The organism is Halpernia humi (genome assembly GCF_900108025.1).
GTDB lineage: Bacteria > Bacteroidota > Bacteroidia > Flavobacteriales > Weeksellaceae > Halpernia > Halpernia humi.
The window spans coordinates 203,374-226,646 of record NZ_FNUS01000006.1; the positions used below are offsets into that span (position 1 = coordinate 203,374).

The following is a 23,273-nucleotide window of genomic DNA, read 5'->3' on the forward strand; positions in this document are numbered from 1 at the left end:
TTAACATTCAAGCCCAATCTATTGTCTCAAAATGATTTAATGTACTGTTTAACAAACACTTAAGAAATGTTAAATGTTAACAAAAATTAATATGTATTGATATTTTTAGTATTTTTACTTTAAATAATTTATTTGTGATGAAAAAAATTTATTTACTATTATTAGTCTTTCTCGGACTAATTGGAATTTCTGCGCAAACAATTGGTATTTATGAAAGTTATGCTATTTTAAGTATTAACGGAGGCACAGATACTTTTTATGATATGCAAGCATCAACCGCTAATCCTGATTTTCAAGGTGCCAATCTTGGAACCTTTGGAAGTACTGAATCTTTAGTTATTAAAGGCGGTCAAAACAAAACTTACAAAAATAGTGGAGGTAATGTTACGGGTGGTAATTTGTACTATAGAGTATATCAAACTGGAAGTCCTTCAGGCACTTTTACTGGTATAAATTTTAGTTTTATTTCTAATGATGGTGGTGCTGGTAATCAGACTTGGGGCAGTGCATCTGGCACGACAAATATTATTAGTGGTCTTACAGTGCCTGGAAATTACACAATAGAAATTTATACGGAAGCTACAGGATATCCATCAACTGTTTATTCTAGTAATTCTGGTAATAATTATAAAGCCACATTTACTCTATCCCAAACCATTTCTACAAGTTCCATCACTGGCTCACCATTTTGTCTGGGTTCATCAATTTCAGTTCCATATACCATAACTGGAACTTTTAATAGTGGAAATACTTTCACTGCGCAACTTTCAGACGCATCAGGTTCTTTTGCAAGTCCAACCAATATTGGAACACTTGCTTCTACAAGTTCCGGTACAATCTCGGCAACTCTTCCTGCCAATTCGCTTTACGGAACGGCTTACAAAATACGTGTTATATCCGATAATCCTTCAATTATCGGTACAGATAATGGTGCAGGTTTAACAATAAATGCTGTAGGTTTTGCTAATCTAGAAACACAATCTTCTTCAATTTGTTTTGGAAATAATATTACAAACGGACTTGTAACTGGGCGAGTTTATATCGGTGGCTTAACTAATACCACTACGGGAGAAAATACTAATATTAAAGTTGAATTTGGTTACGGAACTACGACCGATCCTACAACTGGATGGACTTGGACTTCGGCAAATTTTAAAGAAGATTCTGGTAATGACGACCGCTATACCATTAATAACTTTGGTTCTGCTTTAAGCGCGGGAACTTACAAATATACTTTTAGATATAGAATTGGTAACACTTGTGAGTGGAAATATGGAGGTTATAGTGATGGGTTTTATAACGGCACTACAAATTCTTTAGGAACTTTAACGGTAACTCCTACGTTAACCATTACACAATCTGTAACCAATACAGAAGCCGATTTTGTTTGCGCAGATGGAAGTTTCATTAAATATACCCCAAATGTTACTGGTGGAACTTGGTCTTCGGATAATTCTAAAGTTACATTATCCACAGATCCAACTACTTATGAAGTAACGGTAACTGGAGTAGCAATGGGAACTCCAACTTTAACTTACACTTTAAATAGTTGTTCGGCTTCTAAAGTAATCACGGTAACTCCTGCAATTACTTTTGCTAATATTCAATTACCAAAAGGTTTGTACGGTGGTCCAGATGTAACGGTTTATGCCCAAGTTGTTGCGCCGGGAGCAACCGGAACAAATGCAGGTGCGTTCGCTAATTCACCACCACACAATTACGTAGTTGCAGATCTTGGATATTCTTTAGATGTTGCAACTTCCAATGCATCCTTTGCATCGGGATGGACTTGGGAAAGTATGGCTTTAAATCTACTTTCATCTTATAACACAACTACAAATGATGAATACCAACTCGATAATTTTGGATTAGGCTTAGATGATAATCTTACTTATTACTATGTGTCACGTTTCAGAATGAAAGGTAGCACAAAATATATTTACGGTGGTACAGATGGCGTAGATTCTACCAATAGTGGTGGAATTCTAGATTTTACCAATTATCTCTGTGGTATTTTAAATGTACAAGCAATTGTGTGGGATGGTACAAAATGGACAGTACGATATGATGGCGTATTGAAAGCCTTCAACGGCGAGCCAAATGAAGGTTATAATGTAGAAATCGCAGGAGATACAAATCCGCCACCTACTTTCTCTGCAAGAAAATTAACAATTAATAATGGTGTGAATTTAGTAATACCTGCACTTCAATATGTGAAAGTTGTAAATGCAATAATCAATAATAATGTTTCGCCAAGTACCGCAACATTAACCGTAAAATCTGATGCAAACTTAATTCAAGTAAATCCAGCAGCGGCCAATGTCGGAAATATCACTGCCGAGCGAAGCGTAACGGATATGAATAATATCACAACCCAAATGGATTACGTCTATTGGAGTGCCCCAGTTTCTAGTCAACTAACAAAAGGTACAAGCGGTTTCTCTCCCGGAACGCCAAGTAACCGTTTTTTTAGTTATAGAGAATCTAATGATCGGTTTTATGAAACTGGCGACACCACTTTCACACCCGGAAAAGGTTACGCAGTACGAGCAGAAACTGGTATAGATTTTCTAAATGGTTACAGCAAAACCTACAAATTTACAGGTGAGCCAAACAACGGCAATATCTCAATTCCCATTACAAAATCTCCAGATAATCCTGTGGGAACGGTGCATGGTTACAATCTCGTAGGAAATCCATATCCTTCGAACATTAGTTTTGATCAGTTATATTCTGAAAATTCTGGCTTAATTTACAACACCGCTTGGTTTTGGACTAATGCAGCGCCAGAACAATATCAACTTGGGTCTTCATATTCCGGAAACAACTACGCAGTTCTTAACGGCACTGGCGGAAATCACGCAACCGTTCCAGCGGGCGTCTCTTATAATGGAGGAACACCAGATGGTACAATAAAAGTAGGGCAAGGCTTCTTGGTGCAAGCAACTGGAAGCGGAAATTTGAATTTTGCAAATGACATGCGCATTTCCACTTCAGGCACTTTTTTCCAAAAAGGAACAGCCGTTAAAAACCGTTTTTGGTTAAAATTAATTTCACCCGATAATGTAATAAATTCCCAATTAATCGGCTATATCCCTGGCGCAACTGACGGTTTTGAGCAAAATTATGACGCTGAAGTATTTAATTTAAGTTCAGATTTATTTTATTCTATCGCAGATGGCAAAAATTTACTCATACAAGGGAAAAGCGACGCATTTAGCACAGACGATAAAATACAACTCGGTGCTAATTTCTTTAAAAATGGAAATTATACCATTGCTTTAGACCATGCAGAAGGTATTTTTAATACTTCTCAACCTATTTATTTAAAAGATATTGAAACTGGCGCAGTTACAGATTTATCTGCAAAAGATTATACTTTCCAAGCCACCAAAGGCATTTCCGAAGGTAGATTTCAAATTATGTACAAAATGCCACTTTCTACAGGAGAGGTAAAAAAAGAAAATGTGCAAATTTACCGAGACGGAAACAGTTTTATAATAAATGCTAAACAAAAAGTGACAGATGTTGAACTTTATGATGCATCCGGAAGATTAATTTTAAAATTAAATCCAAATGCAGTAGAGACTAAAATAGATGTTAATCATTTTTTAAGCGGCGTGTTTATTTTAAAAATAAATTTACTTTCCGGGGAAATTGTAACAAAAAAAATACGGAAGTAAATCTGCAAATAATATATTTAAAATCCTCTTCGGAGGATTTTTTTTGCGCAGAACCCAAAAAGTTATACCATTTTATCTTTGAATTTTACGAAAAATAAAAATACTCCATCAGAGAAATATCTGTTCAGAAAAAATAAATAAGATTGAAAAAGAACTCCTTAGGAGTTCAATCTTTTAAAGTAATTTTAATGACAAAATGATATTAGTCGGCAAAAGCATTTAAAGCAAGTTTTGGTAAAAGGTGTCAATCAGGTAACTGAAAATGTTTGTCCTTTGATGTATAAAGATTCAATAAATTTACTAGAAACCTATTTTGCAACTGATTTTAACACTCATAAAAAATGACAAAAGTTAAACTCCACGATTCTAATTGAAAATTAAAGAATTCAAATAATTTGGAAATTCGAATAGATGCCGTATCTTTACCGCCGATGTTTATATTGTTAAAATTCAGCAAAATAAAAGCATCGAAAGCAAGAAAATTAGCAAAAAAAAAGACAAAAATTTCATTTTTATACTTTAAGTATTAATGTTTTAAAAATTAATCTTTTTTTTATACATTTGAAAAAAAATTGAATGAAAAAAAATTTTTATATAGTCCTTCTTCTTAGCATTTTTAGTTTTGCCCAGCAACCGTTAGATCATGGGTTTGAGAATTCAGATAACAGATTTAGTAAAGCAGAAAATGAACAAGCAGCAAATACAAAAGGCAAAGCTAAAGAAGGTGGTGGGCCGATTCACACTGGTCCCGGAAATCCTGGTGAGACCCTTCCTATTGACAATCATATTCCATTGCTTTTGCTTTCAGGTATTGTTTTTATGGTGGTTCTTACTTTAAAACAGCGCAAAATTCAAAGTTAGAAAAGCAAAATAATAGTAAATCCAAAATTAATTTTTTGGATTTTTTTTGTGTCTCTTCTACGTCTTGTAAATCTTTTTCGGAGGAAAATAGTGATATTTTTTATTGGCCTAATTGTAAAGCACTATTTTCGAAAAAATAATTATCCTTTGATTTATTTTATAGCATCTTTAAGTTAAAATACCTACAAAAAATATATTTTACTTCAAAATTCCGCGGATTTTATTCGCATTGCTAATCAATTCTTCCAATAAAACATAATTTTCTTTCTCTAATGCTGATTTGAATTTGCGAAGTTGCGTGATGTGTTCATTCAAAACATCGAGTACATTTTCTTTGTTTTGTTTAAAAATAGGGACCCACATTTCAGGGTGGGATTTAGCCAAACGAACCGTGCTGCTAAAACCAGAACTCGCCAATTGAAAAATGGTGTCTTCTTCTCTTTCTTTTTCTAAAACAGTGTTAGCAAGTGCATAAGACGTGATATGTGAAATGTGCGAAATATACGCGGTATGAATATCGTGATCCTCAGAATTCATAAATAATAAATTCATATCCAGATTTTCGTACACTTTTTTTACTAAATTTAAGGAAGATTCTGCCGACATTTCTGCATCGCAAATAACTGCGGCTCTTTCGCTAAAAGCACTTGCAGTTGCGGCTTGTGGCCCAGAATTTTCGGTTCCCCACATCGGGTGACTGGCGACGAAATTTTTTCTTTTTTGATGATTTTTAATGATTTCTACAATCGAAAATTTAGTAGAACCAACGTCCATGACGGTTTGCGAATCATTAATTAAATCTAAAATATGGGGTAATAATTTTACCGAAGAATCCACAGGAATGGATAAAATAATTAAATCGGAATTTTTTACGGCTATTTCTAAATCTGTAATTTCATCAATAATATTGAGTTCTTTGGCTTTTGTGAGATTGTTTTCATTAAAATCTACACCATAAATTTTTGTTGCAAATTCCTTTTGCTTCAATTTCAAAGCCATTGAACCACCAATTAAACCAACACCAATTATTGCAATTTTCATTAAATAAATTAAAAAATTAAAGTTTTAACGTTCAAAAATTAAAAACGAATATTTTCACAACTGAACGATTTTACAACTAAACATCATCTCAACTACCGAATGGTTTTCAAACTTGAAAAAGTAGCGGTTTCTTTGCATTTATCGAACTCAACTTCATATTTCGGATGATTTTTCGGATAAGAAATAAGGTAATGTGGACAAGGTTTTTCTTGCGCATTACTTCTTTCAAAATCTATTTCACCATTGGTTAAGATACTGTCTTTCAGAAATGTTTCATCAATATTTTGAGCCGTAAGTTCTTGTTTAAAATTGTCTTCTAGTATAAAAGTTTTTGTTAAAGTTTCTGCTTTCACGCGCGCGCTAGGGAAGTAGGAGCAACTTGCGCCTTTCTTATTTAAAATAAAAAGTACCAATAAAAGACCTGGGATAAAGCCTAAAAAATAAAATTTGAGTTTCCGCATTAGAAAATTAGTAGATTGATGTCGTGGTAAGTAAGATTAAAACGATCGCAAATCATTTTTTTTGTGTGCCGGCCTTTGTACATATAAAGGCTGTCTTTCATCTCATTTCGTTTTACCAGCATATTTTCGAAGCCACCTTCGTCGTCATAATTTAAGAGATAACTCAAGAAAAAATTACTAATGGCTTTGCTTGTTGTGCGCGGCATTTTTGAGGTAAGATTAGGCAAACCACAATGGATTACGCCGTGTTTTATGATGTATGGATCTTCCATATCAGTAAGTTCTGACGTTTCAATCACTTTTCCGTTGTCGATAGTTACATCAATAATTACGCTGCCTTTTTTCATATTTTGCACCATTTGTTCGGTAACAATTGGCATAACACTACATTTCGAAAAGGCACCAATTACAACATCTGCGCGTCGCAAACTTTTTGCTAATTCTTTTGGATCAATAATAGAAGTTGGGACGCGGCTATCTACTAAAGAATGAATTCTACGAAGTTTAGATAGAGAATTGTCGAAAATTTTTACACTTGCGCCCAAACCAACAGCGGCTTTTGTGGCAAATTCGCCAACTATTCCTGCACCGATAATCACAACTTCTGTTGGCCGAACACCAGTAATGCCACCCAACATTAAACCATTAGACAGCGCTAAAAGTTCTGAAGCGTAAAGAATAGAAATGTTTCCGGCGATTTCACCAATTAATCTTACCAGAGATAATTGCTTGTATTCATCGGCAATAAATTCAAAAGCGATGGCGTTTATTTTTTTCTCGCCTAGTTTTTTGAAATAATTTTGATCACGTAAGTTGATTTGTAGGGCAGAAATAAGATAACTTCCTATTTTTAAATAGTCAATTTCTTCTTCCGTAGGTGGATTTATTTTTAAAACTAAATCTTGCCCAAAGGCTTCTTCAGAGCTTTTTGTGATTTTTGCACCCGAATTAGAATATTGCAAATCTGTAAAAAAAGAGCCTTGCCCAGCACCAGATTCTATGGTGATGTGGTGGCCTGCGTTTACCAAAACCTGCACTGCATCTGGCGTGATGCAAGTTCTGCGCTCATTTAAGCAAGTTTCTTTCGGAATTCCGATGCTAAATTTTTTATTTTTTTTCACAACTTCTAATTTCTCTTCTTTTGGGAGCAAATCTTCTTCTTTAAAAGGAGTGAAAATATTACCAGGATTACTCATTCTGCATTGTATTTTTAATAAAGTACAAAGATAGATTATTTAAAAATTATCTTTCGGTTTAAACCATGATTTTCAATAGTCATTTCGTGGTGTGGAAAATCTTCTAAATCTTCAGCATAAATTTCTGGCCATTCAATTATTGAAAGAAAGGCACTCTCTAAATATTCTTCAATACCAATGTCATAAACTTCATCTAAATTTTTCAGCCGATATAAATCAAAATGAAATACTTTCCCTTTTGGCGTATCATACTCATTTACAATAGAATATGTGGGAGAGTTAACGTTGTCTTTGCTGCCTAATTTTAATAGTAAATATTGTGTAAAAGTCGTTTTTCCTGCACCCAGATTTCCTTTTAAAGTGAGAATCGAATGTTTCAGTTGAGGTAAAATTTCTGCCACTACTTTTTCCCAATCTTCTAATTTATCAATATTGAATGTCATTTTTAATATAAAGTATGGTGCAAATATATTGAACTTAAACTTTTTAATGGTCCTAATGTTTATATTTGCAAAAATTTAATTTAATGAAAAAAGTATTACAAATTATTTTGCTTGGTTTCGCCACTTTATTTTTTGCACAAAAATATGAAGCGGGGTATTTTATTACCAATGATGGCGTGAAACACGATGCCACGATTAAAAATTTGGATTGGTATAAAAATCCGAAAGATTTTAAATACAAAGAAAATACTTCGGAAGAAGAAAAAACCGAGACAGTTGCAAACATAAAGGAATTTGGCATTACAGGTGCGTCTAAATTTGTACGCTATATTGGAAAAGTAAATGTGGCGGCGCAAAATTTGCAAAAATTAGGATGGGAAAAAGAACCAATCTGGAAGGATAAAACTGTTTTCTTGAAGGTGCTTTCGGAAGGCAAAGCCACGCTTTATTTTTTGAGGGACGAAGATTCAGAAAACTTTTTTGTTGGGAAAAATGATGAAAATATAGAACCATTAATATATGTAAAATATTTTGCAGACGGTTCCGAAGATAATGTTGCTAAAAATAATTTATACAAAACGCAACTGATGAAAATACTAAATGCGGATAGAAATTATTCTAAAATGATCAACAATACCGAGTATAAAACTTCCGATCTTACTAAACTTTTCAACTCTTATAACAATGTGAATGAGGCAAAAGCCTCCAATTTTAGAAAGGAAAATAGTGTAAAAATTCATTTGTCTGCAAGGCCTGGCGTCAATTTTAGTAGTTTGTCTATAAACTCTACACTGCCAGATTATTCCAATTTCAATTCTAATTTTGATAGCAAAGCGACGTTTAGAATGGGTTTAGAAGCAGAGTTTTCATTACCTTTTAATAACAGAAGTTGGAGTATAATTTTAGAACCAACTTACCAATCTTTTAAGAGCACAGGAACAACGGCAGCAAATTTAAAAGCGGAAGTAGATTACAGTTCTATTGAAATACCTCTTGGTGTAAGATATTATTTTAATATTTCGCAAAAATCTAGAATGTTTATTGATGGCAGTTTTGTAGTTGCTAATGCAGACATGAATAAAAAATTGTCCTTAGAAAGTCCATTTTTCAGTACCGCGAAAAACTATGATTTAGAATCTAGCAGTAATTTTATTTTTGGTGTGGGGTATAACTATAATAATAAATTTTCCATCGAAGCCAGAGTGCATACAGAAAGACATGTGCTAAATTATCTTTATTTTAACTCTGCATTCAAAACCACGTCTCTGGTTTTTGGATATACTATTTTCTAAATTTTCACCTCCCATTCTTGCAAAAATTCTTGCAAGAAATTTTCCATAAAATCGTGTCTTTTAGATGCGATTTTTTTTGCGGCTTCAGTATTCATTAAATCTTTTAATAGCAGGAGTTTTTCATAAAAATGATTGATTGTGGTGCCGTCAGATTTTTTGTATTCTTCTTTGCTCATATTTAATTTCGGCAAAATTTCGGGGTCGTACATCAAATTATTTTTAAAACCACCAAAATTAAAAGTTCGGGCAATTCCTATTGCGCCAATCGCATCTAATCGGTCTGCATCTTGCACAATTTGCAATTCTTTTAAAGGATTTTCAGTTGAAAATTCTGATTTTTCATTTCTATTTTTAAATGAAATATGTTTAATAATAAACAATACTTTTTCAATTTTTTTGTCTTCTAAATTTTGACTTTCAAGAAATTCTCGCGAAATTTTCAGCGCTAAAGTTTCATCACCGTTATGAAATTTCGGATCGGCAATATCGTGCAAAAGTGCGCCCAATTCTATAATCTCTAATTCGCCGCCTTCTTTTTCAGAGATTATTTTGCTTAATTTCCACACGCGTTCTATATGAAACCAATCGTGGCCGGCTTCTGCGTTTTTTAATTTTAATTTTACAAAATTGATGGTGTTTTCTAGCAACTGTTTTTCCATTCTACAAATTTAATTTTTCTCTTTGATTTTGTCCTTACATTCTCTCAAATTTCACAGATTAAGCAGATTAAATTCTTTTTGATAATGTAAAATTAAAATTATTTGTAGCCAAAAGTTTAAAAATCTCGTGAAGTAAATTTTTAATTTAATTAAAAAAAATCTGCGAGAGTCTTTTTCTTAAAATCTTTTGTGATATTTTTCTCTCGCTCAAAATAATTATCTTTGCATCTTAATTTTATGTATGATATTATCAATGACCGGTTTCGGTAGAGCAGAAACTAATTTTGAAGGAAAGAAATTATCTGTTGAAATAAAATCTTTAAACAGTAAAAATTTCGATTTAAATCTGAAAATTCCTTTTCAATATAAAGAAAAAGAATTCGAAATCCGAAAAATTTTAAATGATCATATTTTACGTGGAAAAGTAGATTGCTACATCAATTGCGAAAATCAAGTTGAAAATTCTGCTGTAAAAATCAACCAAGATTTGGTTAAAAATTATATTGCGCAACTAGAAGAGGTTTCGCCGTCTGCACCTCATTTTGAATATTTAAAAATGGCCGTGAGAATGCCCGATGCGATTTCTACAAAGCAAGACGAAGTTGGCGAAACAGATCTGGTTTTTTTAATTAATTTAGTAAAAGAAGCCTTGGTTAATTTTCAAGAATTTCGGACTACAGAAGGTAAAATTTTGCAAGATGAACTGACTAAAAACATCAATAGAATTGAAGAAAATTTACTGAAAGTAACGCCATTTGAAGAAGAAAGATTGGATGCAGTGAAGGAACGCTATAAAAAAACTTTATCTGAATTTGAAAATATAGATGAAACCAGATTTTATCAAGAAATGGCTTATTACAGTGAAAAACTGGATATTGCTGAAGAAAAAGTTCGGCTTGCACAGCATTTGAAATATTATTTGGAAGTGATGAATGAAGATGCAAATGGGAAAAAATTGGGTTTTATTGGGCAAGAAATTGGGCGCGAAATTAATACTTTGGGCTCAAAAGCCAACCACGGCGAAATTCAAAGATTGGTGGTGGAAATGAAAGACGACTTAGAAAAAATAAAGGAGCAAACTTTGAATGTTTTGTAAGTAAAAAGTAAAAAGTAAAAAAGAAATTCTAAAATCTAATATTAAGATTTATGAAGGAATTAAGATTAAGCTTAAAAATTTCATAATATTTACTTTGCGCCTTAAATATAATCATTAAAAAACTGCGCCTTTGCGTTTAACGAAAAATTGTAATGGAAAAAGTTATCATATTTTCTGCGCCATCTGGAAGTGGCAAAACCACTTTGGTAAAATATGCAATAAGTGCGTTTTCTAATTTGGCATTTTCGGTTTCTTGCACCACTAGAGCGCCCCGAGGCGAGGAAATTCACGAATTAGATTATTATTTTATCTCGCCAGAAGAATTTAAAACAAAAATTTCTGCTAACGAATTTGTAGAATTTGAAGAAGTTTATAAAGATAAATTTTACGGCACTTTAAAAGCGGAAGTCGAGAAAAATTGGCAAAAAAATAAAGTGGTAATTTTTGATGTGGATGTAAAAGGTGGAGTAGCACTGAAAAAATATTTCAAGGATAAAGCCTTATCTATTTTCATAAAACCGCCATCTGTGGAAGAATTACAAAAACGTCTCACAGCCCGCGGCACCGATGATGCGGAAACCGTAAAAACACGCGTGGAAAAAGCAAGCGAAGAACTAATGTTTGAAAAACAGTTTGATAAAGTGGTGATAAATGATAATTTAGACCACGCAAAAGCAGAAATTTTTAAAATAATTTCAAACTTTATAGAACAGTAAATTGCTTAATAAATGAAATGTATTAAACCTTAAAGGTTTTAAAAACCTTGAAGGTTTGGATAATTAAAAAGACGCTCCAAAAAGCGTCTTTTTACATTTTTAGTCGCAATAAATTGCATATTCAAAAAATTATTTGTCTTTTTTGCGTTCCAAAACTTCATCAATCATCCCATGTTCTTTTGCTTCCGAGGAAGTCATCCAATAATCTCTTTCAGAATTTTTTTCTACCCATTCGTATTCTTGGCCAGAATGATGCGCAATAATGTCATAAAGTTCTTTTTTCAGTTTCAGCATTTCGCGTAGATTAATTTCCATATCTGTCGCCACACCTTGTGAACCACCGCTTGGTTGGTGTATCATTACACGCGAATGTTTCAAAGCAGAACGTTTTCCTTTTTCGCCTGCAACCAATAAAACTGCGCCCATTGAAGCGGCCATTCCTGTGCAAATTGTCGCCACATCTGGTTTGATGATTTGCATGGTGTCATAAATTCCCAATCCTGCGTAAACACTTCCACCAGGAGAATTGATGTAGATTTGGATGTCTTTTGCCGAGTCAGAGCTTTCTAAAAATAATAATTGTGCGGTTACAATATTTGCAACTTGATCGTCAATTCCAGTTCCCAGGAAAATAATTCTGTCCATCATCAAACGAGAAAAAACGTCCATTTGTGTCACGTTTAATCGCCGTTCTTCCATAATGTAGGGCGTAAGATTTGTTGGGCCAAACATGCCCATATATTTGTCCGTTGCAGTTCCGCTGTTTCCTAAATGTTTCACAGAGAAATCTCTAAATTCTTTATTAATATCCATATTTATAATTTAATTTTTATTTTGGTTAAACGCAAAGGCGCAATTTTTTTTTAAATGCTTCATATTTAAGGCGCAAGGTAAATATTGTGAAAAGTTCTAATCTTCTAAAGACATTAAATAATCTTAATTATAAAATAGAAATTGTATTTTCCTTTTTCCTTTTTCCTTTTTCCCAAACTCCATTCCAAATGTAAAAATAGCCATTTTGTCAGAGAATTCGGTTGAGTTCAAGGTCTATTTTATTTTTTAATTGGGTTAAAAGCATTATTTTTTTATAATCTTCAACCTCCAAATTTTCATTGGGATTTTCTAATTTTTTTCTCGTATTATGTATTAAGGTGAGAACAAACTCACGTTTATGACGGTAAATAACATCTTGCACGATGTTTTGAACCAATTCTTCTTCTCTTTTGAAATAAATATTGTGTTTTTCCCAATTGCTAAGTTCGTAAACATTAAGCAATGAATTTGCCACTTTTGACGTCACTTCTTCATCCATTAAAGTCAAGAAAAAACGCCCATTTCGGATTTCATTTTCGTTTAAACCAATTTTTATATCATCTACAATTTTTTGGTTTAATGCAGATTGTATTTCGTAGCCGTCTTCTTCTAAATGATTTATAATTTCTTCAATTACAGTGATTTGGTATTTTTCTTTAGTTATATTTTCATCTTTTTTTTCATCATCAATCTCATCGACAGGTTTCTCTTTTTCTAAAATTTGGTCGCCATATTTTAGCATTAATTCCACCAATTTTTCTTCTAAAATAATGAGTGGATTAATGCTAGAAAATACATCTTGAACTTTTTCTAGTTTTTGTATTTCCGCTTTTGCTGGTTCTCTTTGTGGCGAAAATTCTTTAGATTTTATCTGTTTTTGAATGCCCAATTCATTAAACAAACTTTGCTCTGTAATCCCAAATTTATTACCAACTTCCTTTAAATAAACTTCTTGCTTTAAAGAATTTTGCACAAAAGCGATAGATTTCACAATATCGCGAATGGCTTCTGCTTTTTTTACAGGGTCATTTTCTGCCTCTGTTAAAAGAATTTCTGCTTTAAAATTAATAAAATCTTTCGCTTCTTTTTTAATGAATTGTTCCACAAAATCTTTCGGATGTTTTCTAGAAAAAGAATCGGGATCATCACCGTCTGGAAAGAGTAGGACACGAATATTCATACCTTCAGCTAAAAGCAAATCTATGCTTCTAAAACTCGCTTTTATTCCGGCTGCATCGCCATCAAAAAGAATAGTAACATTTTCGGTTAATCTTTTTATTAATTTTATTTGATCCGTCGTTAAAGCCGTTCCAGAACTCGCCACAACGTTTTCAATTCCAACTTGGTGCAGCGCAATTACGTCCATATAACCTTCCGTCAAAAGGCAAAGATTTTCTTTAGAAATGGCTTGTTTTGATTGACTTAAACCATATAAAACTTTAGATTTATGATAAATTTCTGTCTCTGGAGAATTGAGATATTTTGCGGCTTTTACATTATTTTTTAGAATTCTCGCGCCAAAACCCAAAACTCGTCCAGAAAAGCTGAGAATCGGAAACATCACACGTTCTCGAAATCTATCGACGCCTTTTTCCGCATATTCTGGGAAAATAGAAAGTCCAGATTTTTCTAAAATTTCTTTCGTATAACCTTTGTCTAAAGCGTATTCTGTAAAAGCATCGCGTTTTTCTGGCGAATACCCAAGTTGAAATTTCTTGATAATATCTTCACGCAATTCCCGCTCTTTAAAATAGGCCAAACCGATGGTTTGCCCTTCTTCGGTTTCGCGCATTTGCTCTTGGAAAAAGTTATTGGCAACTTCGTGAATTTTGTAGAGTAATTCTCGGTCGGTTTGTGATTTTTTCTCTTCTTCGGTATATTCTTTTTTATCTTCTTCTACTTCAATGCCATATTTTTTTGCAGCATGACGCAACGCTTCTGGATACGTAAATTGCTCAATTTCCATTAAAAAAGAAATGGCCGTTCCGCCTTTTCCGGAAGAAAAATCTTTCCAAATTTGCTTGCTTGGAGAAACTACAAAACTGGGCGTTTTTTCATCGTGGAAAGGGCTCAAACCTTTATAATTAGAACCTGCGCGTTTCAGCTGAACATATTCACCAATAATTTCTTCTACACGAACGGCGGAAAAAATTTTATCAATGGTGGCTTTAGAAATCATTTTGTAAAAATAAGAATTTAGTTTTTTAAATGGATAGAATTTTGGCAACTATTAAAAATTCAAAATAATAGATCTTTAATTTTCGCTTTCTTTTTTTGTCCCAAACATGTTGATGATTACCCAAACGTGCGGAACTGTGATTGCCGCTAAAAATGCAAAAAACATGGCATCAAAAAGTTTTTCATCTTTAAATATGAAATATAAAACTGAAATCCCAAAAATTGAAATTAGCCAAAACCAAAATGCAGATTTACAATATTTAAAAAAATGATTCCAATCCCAACTGCCATACAAATATTGAACTTGATCAATCATTGATGGAATGCTGTGCCAGAAAATAAAATAAATCGCAAATCCCCACATTAAGCCAGTGATCTTAAAAATTAAGGCAAAAACTAATAGATGGAATACTTCTAATATGGCAATTTTCTTAAAATTTGAATTTGTAGCAACAAAATAAATTCCCTCTAAAATGAGTAAAACTAAAGATATAAAAAATGGAATGGTTATAAATTCTTCTGGGATTTTGAAGTTTGTGATTTTCAAGATAATATCTGTGACTTCAATTTGATGAAAGTAGAAGAGCAAAAAAAGTATAAAAAAACCGTAAGTGAAAAAGAAACTTTTAACAATTAGTGTTTTTTTAAGAAATTTTCCCGTCCAATGTTGCTCGCCAAAATGAAAAGCACTAATAATGATAAAAGCGAAAAGCGCTATTTCCGGTAAAAAGTAAAAGAGCATCACCGTAAATAAAACGACAGAGATGTAGCCAAACAAAAATTTTAGTAATGCTGATTTTTTATTTACGTTTTTAATTTTATTGAGTAACACAATATCATTTGCGCCATGAAGAATGCCGAAACTCAAGATCAAAATAAATGCAGAAATATTTTGAAATTCCTTTGATAGTAAAGTTGTAAGCCAAATGCAAAAAAAGCTAATCACTATTTTGAAGTTCCTATTTTTCATTTAATAAAGATGATGATATTATTTAAAATATGAAACTAAAATAAAAAAGTAAAGTATTTTTATTAATATGTAAATATAATAAAAAGTTTTACTAAATTTACACCACATTAACCTAATAAATTTATAAATTATTATGCAAACTTTAACCTTAATGACCACCACGATGGTCAAAATGGCATCTGACGATTACGTTGGATTTACCTTTTTTGTAGGCGCTATGGCTATGATGGGCGCATCAGCTTTTTTCTTTTTATCTCTAAACCAATTCGATAAAAAATGGCGTACTTCTGTGCTCATTTCGGGTTTAATTACCTTCATCGCTGCGGTTCATTATTTTTACATGAAACAATACTGGATTGACGTGCATGAATCGCCAACGTTCTTCCGTTATGTGGATTGGGTATTAACAGTTCCATTAATGTGTGTTGAATTTTATTTAATCTTAAAAGTTGCAGGTGCAAAAAAAGATTTACTGGTAAAAATGATTGTCCTCTCTTTAGGGATGTTAGTTACCGGTTATTTGGGTGAAACTGTTTTCAGTGGTTCAGCAGCGCTTTGGGGTGCTATTTCTGGCGCATTTTATTTCGTAATTGTTTATGAAATTTGGATGGGAAGCGCCGCAAAACTTGCCAAAGCAGCAGGTGGAGATGTATTAGCATCACACAAAATCTTATGCTGGTTCGTTCTAGTTGGTTGGGCAATTTATCCATTAGGATATATGTTAGGAACTGATGGATGGTACACAAGCATTTTGGGTTCAGGTAGTGTAGATGTTGCTTATAACATTGCAGATGCTATCAACAAAATTGGCTTCGGTTTAGTAGTTTACACTTTAGCTACAAAACAAACCACATAATTTTCTATCAAAATTTATAAAACCGACTTCTTAAATGGAGTCGGTTTTTTTTTGTTTTATTTGGGCGCCTTTATCCGCCTTCCGTTCCCGCTTCCGCCGCGGCGGAGAGCTTCACTCAAGTCGGGGCGCAAAGTAGTTTTCAAAAGAAAAATTTTGCTAATTTTAGAAGATATAATTTTAATGAAATGAAAATAATACTTTTATTTGTTCTACTTTCTTCACAATTTCTTTTTTCGCAAAACGATGAAGATTATGAATTCCCAACATGTAAACTGGAATACAAACTAAACACAGAAAATTTAAACCAATTAAAAACCTTCGATTTAATTGTTACAAATAAATCAAACGAGAAAATAAAAGTAGCAAAAACCTTTAGTGGAATGAGAGTTCAGGCAAAAAATACAGAGGTTTTTGATGTAGATTCTAAAGTTTTTGTAAAAATCGCAAACACACAAACCGAGGTTTGTTTTCTTTATTACAAAGGAAGATTTGATATTTTAAAACCTAATGAATCAAAGATTTACATATTTAATATAAAAGACCTATTTCTTGTAAATAAAGTTTTAAAAATTAATAATCAATACAAATTTCAACTTTGGTTTGATATGATAGATTTGCTAAAGTGGAAAAAAAACACAAAATATTCTGCTGGAGTTTTCATTTCTTAGCCAATCATTTTTAAATATTAAATTTCAAAAATTGACCAAAAAAAAGGCGAACTGTAGTCCGCCAAATTTTATTTAAAAAAGAAAAAATTAAGATTTTTCTTGTTGCGCTTTCAACGCTTCTTTGTCTTTATCTGAAGGATTCCAAACTTTTATTTCATCATTTTTCGTAATCCCAGAAAGTATCTGAACATTGATGCCATCTGAAGCGCCCAATTTTACATAGACTTTTTTGAATTTTCCATCTTTCTGTTTCACTTCTACGTAAGGCGTATCTTGTCCTTTCACTTTTTCATATTGAATTAAGGCTTCATCTAATAGCAAAGCATTTTTTTGTGAACTTAAAATAATTTCACCATTTGCAGAATAGCCCGCTCTGATGTAAACATTTTTATCGTTGTAAACATCGCCTTCGATGTTAAATTTTATCGTTCCATTAGTGTCTGTTCCTTTAGGCGCAATTAAAGTCACTTTCCCCTTGAAACTTTGGTTTTGCAATGCACCAATCACGATATTCATTTCCATGCCTTCTTTTAATTTTCCGGCTTGTGCTTCATCAATTGTACCTTTAAATTGTAAAGAATTTAGATCTGCAACCGAGCAAATGGTTGTTCCTGCATTGAAAGAATTGGCTTCTATCACTTGGCTTCCAACTTTCACGGGAACTTCTAAAACTGTTCCTGTTGCTTTTGAGCGAATTTGCGTATTTGCCAAACCTTGTAATTCTGGTGTAGAACCTGTTCTCACAATTTGCAATTGCTTTTGTGCGGTGCTTAATTGTTGTAACGCATTTTTATACGCTTGTTGGGTAGAAGCCAATTGCTGCTGAGAGGTGATGTATTCTTGTTTAGAAATTACCCCTTGCGAAAACAATTTTTGCTGCATATCAAATTGTTTCTGTTGGTTGTCCATATTCATTTTCGCATTGCTAATTTGCAATTGAGAATTTTGAATTTGTTGTTGTGCATCATTTATTGCAGAAACGTTGGGAACAATTTTTAAAGTTGCAATTAGTTGGCCAACAGTTACTTTATCACCTTCTTTCACTAAAATTTTATCAATAATTCCGGCGGTATTTGGTTTAATTTCAATTTCCTCACGCGGAACGATGTCGCCAGTGGCCAAAACCTTATCATCCATATTTTGAACGAAGGGTTTTTTCGTGAGAAATTGGTCACTTTTAGCGGCGTTTGAGTTTATTAAATAACGTATTCCCATTATTAATAGTAGCAAAAATAGCAATCCTAAAATCGAATAAATGATTTTTTTTGCTGTGAATTTTTTCTTTTCCATATGTCTAATTCTGTAGTTTATTTAATTTTATTCTGTTCTTAAAGCTTCTATTGGCCGAATTTTCACGGCTCTTTGTGCAGGAATCATCCCGATTACTAATCCAAGTAAAACCATCACGCCCATCGCAGCGAAAACTTGGCCATAATTAACGGTTGGGTTATAAAATGGGAATTTATCTTGGCCTGCAGTTAAATTATTTAAAATCATTAAAAGAAAAATCCCGAAAATAAATCCCAAAAGTCCGGAAGTTATTGTGATGACGACGCTTTCTAATAAAATCTGGTTTCTAACTTCTGCTGGTTTTGCGCCTAAAGCACGCCGAATTCCGATTTCTTTGGTTCTTTCTTTTACGGTAATTAATAAAATATTTGATATAGCAATCACGCCTGCTAAAATTGTAAGGGTTCCTACAATGATTGTCAATAATTGCATTCCAGTGAGGAAACCTGTTAATTTGCTAAACATTGTTCCAAAATTAAAACTCCCAAATGCATTAGAATCGTCTGGTGAAACGTTGTATTTTGCTTTTAATACGTCTTTTACAGTGTCTTCCAAAGTTTTCAAATTGGCATTACTTTTTCCTACTATTGCAAAATAACCTACTTTATCACCATCATTATACATTTTTGTAAACGTGGTAAAAGGTATATAAGCGGCATTGTCACTCATCATGCCACCTTGTCTTTTCACTCTGAAAACACCAATTACATTAAAAAAAGAGCCTTTTATTGTGATTGTTTTTCCGATTGGGTTTTCATTTTTTTTCGCGTCAAAGAAGTTTTTATATATTTCTTCTCCAATTACCGCTACTTTTTTATTACCAGAGATATCGGCGTCATTGATATATCGGCCATATATTAATGTTTTCTCTGAAATTTTATTTCCAACAGGATAATCTCCATTTAATGTATAAGTGGCATTTTTGCCATCTTTAGAAAATTGAACTCCAGCGCTGCCAAAATTCCCACGAGAAGTTTGCGGTGATATAAAATCAATTTCAGGAATTTTTTTCTCTAAAACCTGAATATCTGGCAAGTGCAAATCCATTTTTCTACCTTTTGGGAAACCGTCATAAGGAATTGTGGTGTTTTGTGCCCAAAGAAAAATAGAATTAGTTGCCGTTCCTGCAAAGGCTTTATCGAAGCCATTTTGCATTCCTTTTGCGGCGCCTAAAAGCGATACAAATAGAAACATACCCCAACCAACGCCGATCATGGTGAGAAATGTACGAAGTTTATTATTCCTTAAAGAATGATAAATTTCTTGCCAAGTGTCTATTTTAAATATGATGTTCATTTCATTCTTTTTTAAAACCAAGAATTAAGATATCAGGATCAAGTTTCAAAAGAAAAATTAAATCTTGGCTCTTTTATCTTGCTTCTCAATTTATTCTGTTCGCAATGCTTCAATTGGTTTTATTTTACTGGCTCTGAAAGCGGGAACAAATCCAGCAATTAATCCTGCAAAAACTAAACAAACGAAGGCAACAAGTATTAAACCCCAACCAACAGAGGGATCTTTTATAAAATATTTTTCTAAACTATCGCCGATTAAATTTAAAGTTAAAATTCCTAAACCAACACCAATAATTCCTGAAATTACAGTTATTACAACACTTTCTTGAATAATTAAACCAACAATTGCTCTTGGTTTTGCGCCAATCGCTTTCCGCACGCCAATTTCTTTTGTCCGTTCTTTCACGATGTAAACCATGATGTTACTAATACCGATTATTCCTGCAAGTAAAGTTCCTAAGCCGATGAAACCAACGATTAAAGTAATGATTAATAAAAATTGAAAGGTATTTTGCATATTTTTCGCATTATTTCTAACGGTAACTGCACTTTCGTCATCGGGCGACACTTTCAGATTTTTTTTCAAATCTTTTTCTAATTTATCACTATATTTTATGGCCTCTGCGGGCGACAGATTAGGATTATACGTTAAAGAAATTTGGCTTATTGTATCTGACCCTTTTTTTAATTGCTGAAGCGTTGTAATTGGAACGGTAATTCTTCGCTCAGCAAAATCTCCAGCATCATCAGAAAAAACACCAATTACTTTAAAAAAAGTGCCATTCATATCTAGATTTTTGCCAATTGGGCTGCCATTTTTTATTAAATCGCGCTGCACCATTCTGCCAATTACAGCCACTTTTTGCTTTTGATCTACATCATTTGCATTTAAGAAACGCCCGTCTAAAACGGTTTCATCTTTTACGTAAAGATCATCAGGATTTGCACCGTTTATTTGATAATTTCCACTTTCTTTGCCGTATTTCACGAGCATATTTGCGCTGTAATTGGGTGTAGAATATTGCACATTGTCAGGGTTAGTTTTTATGACATTTTCATAATTGCTATTTTGCAAACTTACTTGTCGATCGCTTTGTAAACCATCAAATGCGATAGTTGTTCTACCGGTAAAAATCGAAATTAAATTAGTTGCACCTCGTGTAAATCCTTCCGAAAAAGCACTCTTTAAACCATTTCCAATGCCGAATAAGACAATGAAAATAAACAATCCCAAAGCCACTGTAAAGCCCGAGAGAACCGTCCGCAAAACATTACTGCGGATGGATTCAAAAATTTCTCTCCATCGGTCAATATCAAACATGTTTATAAAATTCTTTGGGTAATAAATTCATCACTTTCTATAACGCCGTCTTTCAAAATTACATTTCTTTTGGTTTCTGCCGCCACGTCTGGTTCGTGTGTAACCACGATAATTGTTTTGCCTTCGTTATTAATTTCTTGTAGCAATTTCATAATATCAAAGGTTGTTTGGGAGTCTAAAGCACCAGTTGGTTCATCCGCCAAAATTACTTTTGGATTTGTAACCAAAGCCCTTGCAATTGCAACCCGTTGTTTTTGTCCACCGGAAAGTTCGTTTGGTAGATGCATTGCCCATTGCGCTAAACCTACTTTTTCTAAATATTCTAAAGCGCGTTTGTTGCGTTCTTTTCTTGGTACATTTTGGTAATAGAGTGGAAGTGCTACATTTTCCAAGGCATTTTTGTAGCCAATCAAGTTGAAAGATTGGAATATAAATCCTAAAAATTTGCTTCGGTATTCTGCCGCTTTTATTTCTGTTAAATCTTCAATTTGGTAGCCATCAAGTTCGTAAGTTCCAGAATCTTTTTCATCCAAAATTCCAATTATATTAAGCAAAGTAGATTTCCCGCTTCCAGACGAACCCATGATGGAAACAAATTCTCCTTCGTCAATACTTAAATCTATTCCTTTTAAAACCAGCAATTTACTTTTGCCGATGTCATAAGATTTGCGAAGGTCTTTAATTACTAACATTAAGTGAGATTTTGATTTTTTGAATTAGTAGTTTTATTTTAAAAATTGTTACAGATTTTATAGTTCATTTTTAATAAAGATATGTTTAGTTTTAAAGGTCTTTTAATACGAGAAAAATTTTTTTATGTTTAATTTTTTTTTGTGTAAAAACCGCTTTTATTGCTCCTGTTTTGTGTAATCTCACAATAGTCGCAAGTCTGTGTAATTGTGGATAACTTTTGGGCTTAAAAACCAAAATTTTAACAGAATTGCGTCTTTTTCATTTTCTTTTTCGGCTTTCAATTTCTACTTTTGTAAGCACGACCAAAGGAAAAAAATATTCTAAAATTTTATTTTTTAAAAATTTGATAACTAATAACTTAGATGTTTTTCGTGAATTTGGTAAGTGTTTTAAAATATTTCACTTCTAAAAGTTAATAATCTATGGGCATTTTCGACAAAAGAGTTAGTTACAAACCATTTGAGTATCCTGAAGTTTTACAGTTCACCGATGCTATCAACAAGTCTTTTTGGGTACACTCTGAAGTAGATTTTACAGCAGATATCCAAGATTTTCATTCACAATTAGATTTGCACGAAAAAAATGCAATCAAAAATTCACTTTTAGCAATCGCACAAATCGAAGTTTCCGTAAAAACATTTTGGGGGAATCTTTACACGCATTTACCAAAACCAGAATTTAACGGTTTGGGTTCTACCTTTGCAGAATGTGAATTTCGCCACAGTGAAGCCTATTCTAGATTGTTGGAAGTCTTAGGTTACAATGAAGATTTTACTTCTGTGGTAAAAGTTCCAGCCGTAAAAGAGCGTATTGAATTTCTTGGAAATGTGTTGAAATTTTCAAATTCTACGTCACCGAAAGAATACGTTTCTTCATTGTTGCTTTTCAGTATTTTAATTGAAAACGTGTCACTTTTTAGCCAGTTTGCGATTATTTTATCGTTCACAAGATTTAAAGGATATTTAAAAAACGTTTCCAACGTAATTGGTTGGACTTCAGTTGATGAGCAAATCCACGCCAATGCTGGAATTTATTTAATTAATAAAATTCGTGAAGAACAACCGGATTTATTGACAGATTCTGACATTGAAGACATTTACACTTTGGTCGATCAATCGGTTGAGTTGGAAGCGAAATTATTAGACTGGATTTTTGAAATGGGTGAAATTGATAATATTTCCAAAGAAGATCTTTATAATTTCATGAAATACCGCGTTGACGACAGTTTGAAAAAAATCGGTATGAAAACGCGCTACAACATCACGCCGGAACAATACCGTCCGATGGTGTGGTTTGAAGAGGAAGTTTTCGCAAATTCTATGGACGATTTCTTTGCCAAAAGACCGACAGATTATACAAAACACGATAAAAGTATTACGGCGAACGATTTGTTTTAATTAAGGAACAAGATTAAAGAGCCAAGAATCAAGATAAAAAAATTAATAATCAATAGGAACGGGCTTTAGCCCGTTTTAAAGATTGAAAAAATGAATTGGCTTTAGCCGAAATATAAAAATAAGTTTTAGCTAAAGCTATTTTTAGATTGATATTTATAACATGCTCTAAAAGGCGTGGCAATTGAAAAGCAGGATTTTAAATTGACTAGAAGCAGTATTTTTAGATAGTAATTTAGAATTTTCTTTGTCATTCCGTAGGAATCTAAGCGCTTAGATTCCTACGGAATGACAAAATTAGAATAGAGATTTAACCCTGAAAAGGTTGATTAAAGTTAATTTGAAAA

At 32.9% G+C, this 23,273-nt stretch carries 20 protein-coding genes; 8 read left to right on the plus strand and 12 right to left on the minus strand.

Annotated elements, in window-relative coordinates:
• Positions 1-137: 137 nt before the first annotated feature.
• A complete protein-coding gene (locus C4S29_RS12325; RefSeq protein ID WP_103914400.1) occupies positions 138-3,683 on the plus strand; it encodes a T9SS type A sorting domain-containing protein in 3,546 nt (1,181 codons plus the stop codon).
• A 576-nt stretch (positions 3,684-4,259) separates the two neighbouring features.
• Positions 4,260-4,544, plus strand: a complete 285-nt coding sequence (locus tag C4S29_RS12330) for a hypothetical protein (RefSeq protein ID WP_103914401.1) — start codon at positions 4,260-4,262, stop codon at positions 4,542-4,544.
• Positions 4,545-4,742: 198 nt separating this feature from the next.
• Here C4S29_RS12330 and C4S29_RS12335 read toward each other — a convergent pair whose 3' ends face one another.
• The 4 genes from C4S29_RS12335 to tsaE all read right to left on the minus strand — a co-directional run bounded on the left by C4S29_RS12335 (position 4,743) and on the right by tsaE (position 7,685).
• Positions 4,743-5,585 (minus strand): prephenate dehydrogenase, encoded by an 843-nt coding sequence (locus tag C4S29_RS12335; RefSeq protein ID WP_103914402.1) that lies wholly within the window; start codon positions 5,583-5,585, stop codon positions 4,743-4,745.
• A 92-nt stretch (positions 5,586-5,677) separates the two neighbouring features.
• Complete coding sequence (locus tag C4S29_RS12340; RefSeq protein ID WP_103914403.1) at positions 5,678-6,046, minus strand: hypothetical protein; 369 nt, start codon at positions 6,044-6,046, stop codon at positions 5,678-5,680.
• A complete protein-coding gene (locus C4S29_RS12345; protein ID WP_103914404.1) occupies positions 6,046-7,242 on the minus strand; it encodes an alanine dehydrogenase in 1,197 nt (398 codons plus the stop codon). The genes C4S29_RS12340 and C4S29_RS12345 overlap by 1 nt, the downstream gene beginning before the upstream one ends.
• Positions 7,243-7,277: 35 nt before the next feature.
• A complete protein-coding gene (tsaE, locus tag C4S29_RS12350) occupies positions 7,278-7,685 on the minus strand; it encodes a tRNA (adenosine(37)-N6)-threonylcarbamoyltransferase complex ATPase subunit type 1 TsaE (RefSeq protein WP_103914405.1) in 408 nt (135 codons plus the stop codon).
• Between the two features lie 83 nt (positions 7,686-7,768).
• Between tsaE and C4S29_RS12355 the strand changes: the two genes are divergently transcribed.
• Positions 7,769-8,977 carry an outer membrane beta-barrel protein gene (locus tag C4S29_RS12355; protein ID WP_103914406.1) on the plus strand — a complete coding sequence of 403 codons (1,209 nt, stop codon included), beginning with the start codon at positions 7,769-7,771 and terminating at the stop codon, positions 8,975-8,977.
• Here C4S29_RS12355 and C4S29_RS12360 read toward each other — a convergent pair.
• Positions 8,974-9,636 carry an HD domain-containing protein gene (locus tag C4S29_RS12360; RefSeq protein WP_103914407.1) on the minus strand — a complete coding sequence of 221 codons (663 nt, stop codon included), beginning with the start codon at positions 9,634-9,636 and terminating at the stop codon, positions 8,974-8,976. The genes C4S29_RS12355 and C4S29_RS12360 overlap by 4 nt on opposite strands.
• Positions 9,637-9,877: 241 nt before the next feature.
• Here C4S29_RS12360 and C4S29_RS12365 point away from each other — a divergent pair, with 241 nt between their 5' ends.
• Both C4S29_RS12365 and gmk read left to right on the plus strand, forming a co-directional pair.
• Positions 9,878-10,732, plus strand: a complete 855-nt coding sequence (locus C4S29_RS12365; RefSeq protein WP_103914408.1) for a YicC/YloC family endoribonuclease — start codon at positions 9,878-9,880, stop codon at positions 10,730-10,732.
• Positions 10,733-10,884: 152 nt separating this feature from the next.
• Positions 10,885-11,448, plus strand: coding sequence for a guanylate kinase (gene gmk, locus C4S29_RS12370; RefSeq protein ID WP_103914409.1), 564 nt, complete (start codon positions 10,885-10,887; stop codon positions 11,446-11,448).
• Between the two features lie 129 nt (positions 11,449-11,577).
• Here gmk and clpP read toward each other — a convergent pair whose 3' ends face one another.
• From clpP to C4S29_RS12385, 3 genes are all read right to left on the minus strand, one after another.
• On the minus strand, positions 11,578-12,261 hold the full coding sequence (gene clpP, locus C4S29_RS12375; protein ID WP_103914410.1) for an ATP-dependent Clp endopeptidase proteolytic subunit ClpP: 684 nt from the start codon (positions 12,259-12,261) through the stop codon (positions 11,578-11,580).
• Positions 12,262-12,469: 208 nt separating this feature from the next.
• Positions 12,470-14,440: a DNA primase gene (gene dnaG, locus C4S29_RS12380; RefSeq protein ID WP_103914448.1), complete on the minus strand. Its 1,971-nt coding sequence runs from the start codon at positions 14,438-14,440 to the stop codon at positions 12,470-12,472.
• 75 nt (positions 14,441-14,515) lie between these two features.
• On the minus strand, positions 14,516-15,385 hold the full coding sequence (locus tag C4S29_RS12385; protein WP_233740548.1) for a Brp/Blh family beta-carotene 15,15'-dioxygenase: 870 nt from the start codon (positions 15,383-15,385) through the stop codon (positions 14,516-14,518).
• Between the two features lie 157 nt (positions 15,386-15,542).
• On the opposite strand from C4S29_RS12385, the gene C4S29_RS12390 reads away from it, so the two are divergent.
• Together C4S29_RS12390 and C4S29_RS12395 are read left to right on the plus strand one after the other, a co-directional pair.
• The gene (locus C4S29_RS12390; protein WP_103914412.1) at positions 15,543-16,265 is read left to right on the plus strand and encodes a bacteriorhodopsin; all 723 of its coding nucleotides are present in this window, start codon (positions 15,543-15,545) and stop codon (positions 16,263-16,265) included.
• Positions 16,266-16,450: 185 nt separating this feature from the next.
• Positions 16,451-16,933 (plus strand): hypothetical protein, encoded by a 483-nt coding sequence (locus C4S29_RS12395; protein ID WP_103914413.1) that lies wholly within the window; start codon positions 16,451-16,453, stop codon positions 16,931-16,933.
• A gap of 87 nt (positions 16,934-17,020) precedes the next feature.
• Here the strand turns inward: C4S29_RS12395 and C4S29_RS12400 are convergent, their stop codons facing one another.
• From C4S29_RS12400 to C4S29_RS12415, 4 genes are all read right to left on the minus strand, one after another.
• Positions 17,021-18,223 carry an efflux RND transporter periplasmic adaptor subunit gene (locus tag C4S29_RS12400; protein WP_103914414.1) on the minus strand — a complete coding sequence of 401 codons (1,203 nt, stop codon included), beginning with the start codon at positions 18,221-18,223 and terminating at the stop codon, positions 17,021-17,023.
• A 27-nt stretch (positions 18,224-18,250) separates the two neighbouring features.
• Positions 18,251-19,519 carry an ABC transporter permease gene (locus C4S29_RS12405; RefSeq protein WP_103914449.1) on the minus strand — a complete coding sequence of 423 codons (1,269 nt, stop codon included), beginning with the start codon at positions 19,517-19,519 and terminating at the stop codon, positions 18,251-18,253.
• Between the two features lie 90 nt (positions 19,520-19,609).
• Complete coding sequence (locus C4S29_RS12410; RefSeq protein WP_103914415.1) at positions 19,610-20,839, minus strand: ABC transporter permease; 1,230 nt, start codon at positions 20,837-20,839, stop codon at positions 19,610-19,612.
• Between the two features lie 2 nt (positions 20,840-20,841).
• Positions 20,842-21,531 carry an ABC transporter ATP-binding protein gene (locus tag C4S29_RS12415; RefSeq protein ID WP_103914416.1) on the minus strand — a complete coding sequence of 230 codons (690 nt, stop codon included), beginning with the start codon at positions 21,529-21,531 and terminating at the stop codon, positions 20,842-20,844.
• A 423-nt stretch (positions 21,532-21,954) separates the two neighbouring features.
• Between C4S29_RS12415 and C4S29_RS12420 the strand changes: the two genes are divergently transcribed.
• Entirely contained in the window at positions 21,955-22,929 is a 975-nt protein-coding gene (locus C4S29_RS12420; protein ID WP_103914417.1) for a ribonucleotide-diphosphate reductase subunit beta, read from the plus strand.
• Positions 22,930-23,273: the final 344 nt, after the last annotated feature.